The sequence below is a fragment of the Chryseobacterium sp. SIMBA_029 genome, from assembly GCF_046535275.1.
Classification (GTDB): domain Bacteria; phylum Bacteroidota; class Bacteroidia; order Flavobacteriales; family Weeksellaceae; genus Chryseobacterium.
The window spans coordinates 1-4357 of sequence record NZ_JAWRXA010000024.1 but is presented as its reverse complement, the minus strand read 5'-3'; the positions used below and the strand labels follow the sequence as shown (position 1 = coordinate 4357).

The 4357-nt window shown below is 32.0% G+C and carries 3 protein-coding genes; all 3 read right to left on the bottom strand.

The genetic code is table 11. The features are described from left to right. Positions 1-2096 (bottom strand): non-ribosomal peptide synthetase (locus SB679_RS23000; protein WP_410704625.1); only part of this gene is annotated, 2096 nt, incomplete at its 3' end. 5 nt (positions 2097-2101) lie between these two features. Further along, complete coding sequence (locus SB679_RS22995; protein ID WP_410704624.1) at positions 2102-3712, bottom strand: MBL fold metallo-hydrolase; 1611 nt, start codon at positions 3710-3712, stop codon at positions 2102-2104. Next, the coding region (locus SB679_RS22990) for a phosphopantetheine-binding protein (protein WP_410704623.1) at positions 3713-4357 on the bottom strand (645 nt) is incomplete at its 5' end. It abuts the gene before it with no gap.

Genomic DNA, 4357 nt, shown 5'->3' with positions numbered 1-4357 from the left:
TCTAAAGACATATTGATATTACTATGATGTTCAACCAAAACGCCTTTTGGTTGACCTGTAGATCCAGATGTATAAATAACATATGCCAGATCGGAGGAAGTATTGGTCTTATCAGGATTACCCATTCCATAACGGAACCTCTCAAAGTTATACAACATCAGCTCTTCTTCATCGATGATGATTTTACACATACTGTCATTCTGTATATAATCTATCCTTTCCTGAGGATAGTTAGGGTCTATAGGAAGATAGGCAGCTCCTGATTTCAGAATTGCCAATATGATTACGATAAATTGATCTGATTTATCCATCCGTATTCCAATCAGATCATTAGGTAGGATTGAATACTTGTCTCTTAGATAGAATGCCAACTGGTTAGCTCTCTCATTTAACTTTTGATAACTTAATTCTGTATTGCCGAATACAATAGCTAAAGCATCTGGTGTCTTTTCAACCTGTTGTTCAAAAAGATCAATAATTGTATTATTTTTTGGATATTCAGTTAATGTATCATTGAAGTGAAGCAATAATTTCTCTTTTTCAGAATTATTTAAACAGTCAATTGTTGATATTGGTATAGTAGGGGTTCGTACTATCTCTTCAAATAGCTGCTCAAAATGAGCTAGCAATTGAGTCATAAACTCATTTGAATAGATATCTATATTGTAGTTTAATTCTATATAAAGACCTTCTTCTATTTCAAAAAAATTGAAATGTAGATCAAATCTACTTTTTGTAACTTTTATTTCTGTATATGGTTTTATTATAAAGTCACCTACATTTTCATTTATATCCTCATTATATAGACCATAAGAACTTTGTAAATCTACCATTACGTCGAACAAAGCATTTCGGCTCATATCTCTTTTTAAGGCAAGATCGCCAGACAGTTCATCCAAAGGATAAGCTTGGTACTCATATGCAGCTAACGCAGTTTCTTTAACTTTTCTTAATACTTGAATAAAGCTGTTATCTTTATTAAAACGAGTTCGTAATGGTAATGCATTTACAAAAAACCCTATCTGATTATCTAGATCTGCATATTCTCTTCCTGCAATAGCACTTCCTATAACAATATCTTGTTGCTCAGTATACTTGTAGAATAAAGCATTGACGGTTGATAATAAACTCATAAATAGTGTACCGCCCTCTAATCTGCTTATTTCTTTTAATCCTTCTAAAAGGGTTTTATTTATAATCTTATTTTGAGTAACCCCATTAAAAGTTTTTATAGCCGGACGTTGCTTTTGAGTAGGCAGGTTTAACACAGGAATATCATCCAATTGTGTTAACCAATATTCTTTAAACTCTGAATATCGAGGGCCTTTCAATTGATCTTGCTGCCACACCGCATAATCTTTATATTGAATACGCAGGGGCTCAAATGGATATATTTCCTCCATTATAGAGGATTTGTAAAATGTAAATAATTCTTTAACCATTACCTCCATTGACCATCCATCACTAATAATATGGTGCATTACAAGGCTAAAAATATGTTTATTTTCAGCTATTTTAAATAGCTTAACCCTGATTAACAGACCTTCGGATAAATTAAAAGATTTTTCAAACTCTTCTTTAATTTTAGCATTTAATATTTCTGAATTATATTCTAATGGAAGAACTTCATACTCTATTTTAAAACTGATACCTTCAGAGTTTAATATATATTGACGGATTTCTCCATTAGAGTTTTCCTTAAAGATGGTTCGAAGAGACTCATGGCGCTCAATTAAAAACTGGAAGGATAATTCTATTATTTTAATATCCAAAACTCCATCAAACTGGTAAGCACCAGACACATTATAAGCAGAATTTCCTCCTTCAAATTGACTTGCCATCCATAATCGGCTTTGAGATGACGATAATGGATAATTATCCTGAAATGGTGTTGTTGGAATTGAAAAAGAATTATTTACATCATTTTCCGGGTTTTTTAGAAATTGTATTAACTCATTCTTATTGTCTTTTATCTGGTTATAAATAATTGGATCCAAATCATCACCATCAAAAAATACTTCAAGTTCACCATCATTTAAAACAATATCTATTGATTTGCTTTTTAATTCTAATAATAAATTTCTAATATTACCCATGCTTTTTATTTCTTATTTTTCTTTTTATATAAAATTTCTTTTTCCCCAAATAATCTTTCTGCAATTAATCCTCTCGAAGTGCATTCATTAACCAAGTGATTAGATTGAACAATTGGGTTGGACTCATCAGTATATTTTATACTACTGATAAATTCACACCAAGGCTCTTGTCCCATGGCATATACATAAACTTCTGATGGATTAAATGTATTTACCAGATGCATTCCTTTGTTAAAATCTGATCCAGCCAATCTTCTAGACTGGTCATGCTCTTTTGACAATTCGTTTACAACTAAAGGCCCATACAGCCAAGATAATGGAGCGCCATCACATTCCATACCAAGAAAGACAACATCTACATCTCCCATAACAGCTTGAGAATGCTCATATAATCTCTTTTCCAAAACTCTTGAATCTGCAACAAACAATAATGAAAACTCTCCTATCTCTACATGAAAACACATTTTAGCTTTAATATCTAAATCGCTGTGTTCTCCTGTAAATGGAATACCTGTAATCTGACAATCAGAAAAATTTACAGTTGAAAATTCTTCAATTTCAATGATATTGTTAAAACCAATATTATTAAACATCAATTTAAGGGATGGGTCTTGAAGGTGTCCTCCTCCAGAACGTGGCACAACAATATTTTTTATTTTATGTCTTAATGGTAAAAGAGTTTCAAATAAAATATGGTCCTGATGGTTATGCGTTATTAAAACATAGTCAATAGTTTCCGGCAAGTCATAGTCAGAGAAATGCTCCACACTTGATTGATACCCATAGTAACTGATTAATGGATCAACAAGAATACTAATATCTTTTGTCTCAATCAATATACAAGCATGACCAAAATATCTCATTCTAATACAATCTCCTTCATATTTAACATAAGGAACCGATGGTATTTCAGTAAAAAACTTCTGAAAAAGAGCTTCTTCAGTTTCGTTTAAATCTCCCAACATTTCTCTTATCTCATTATAAGGACGTGGGGTTCGTTTCATCTTACTTATTTCATCAATAAATTTATGCTCAAATGGTATATTCAAATGCAGTACTTCGTCTTCATCCAGTCTAGGTGTGCTTAGACAGAAAGGACGTGAGTCATTATTTGTTATCCATAACGCTATACTTTGATTTTCTTTATTATAAAATTTACTTTTATATAAAAGTTGCTCATAAAATCTAAATGACGGATTACCATTCAAATCATATACTAACTCTACATAACCTTTTAAAATATCAGGTACTTTATCATATAGATCTTCTAATGATTGTCCTTTGGCCTCTTTGTTTAATAATAAAACCAATCTTCTAATCGCTATAGAGAGGTCAATTAAATCTTTTTGTCTAACAAAAGTAGACTCCATTAAACTTTTTATATCCTTTGTTCTGTCTTCTTTGAAATCCATAAAAGGACCTCCCAACATTTTTGGATCTTTAATAGCTTCACTGTGTAATTCCGGAGACTCAAGATAAGAGTTCATAATTTCAATGTGTCTCTTCGTTATATTCATTGCTGCTGTAGACGGCGATATAAGATGAGACCAAGCATACCATCTTTCTATTAAAGGTTCAATAACAACATTTGGTTTTAGATAAACTAAATTTTTCATTTAAATGATTTTTTTTGATTTTCTATTTTTATTACTTGAGGTTAATTTTACTCGGTCAATTAAAGGGTATATATGCTCAATTTTCGGATTAGCAAAAAATTCTGGAATTGTTAATTTAACGGAAAACTCTTTATGTATAAGGCTGATTAATCTTGTTGCACTTAAGCTATGACCCCCAAGCTCAAAGAAATTATCGGTAACTCCCACTTGATCTATTCCCAGTACTTCCTGCCAGATAACAGCCAGCTTCTCTTCGGTCTCATTTCTTGGTGCTATATATTCTCTTCTGATTAAATCTTCACCCGTTACTCCAGGTAATGACTTACGGTCAATTTTACCATTGGGTGTTAACGGAAGCTTATCCAGCTCTATAAAAAAGCCTGGTACCATATATTCTGGTAACTTACTCAATAAATACTCTCGAAGTTCAGATTTAACTTTTTCCTTATTAACATCTTTAGTATAGTAAGCTGCAAGTACTTTTTCACCATTCACTTCTTTGGCCTCTACTATAACATGATTTACTTCCTGTGAATAGCTTAAAATAGCACCCTCTATTTCCCCCAATTCTATTCTGTATCCCCGAATCTTCACCTGGAAATCTTTTCTGCCTAAATACTCCAACTCTCCATTGCTCAGAAGCCT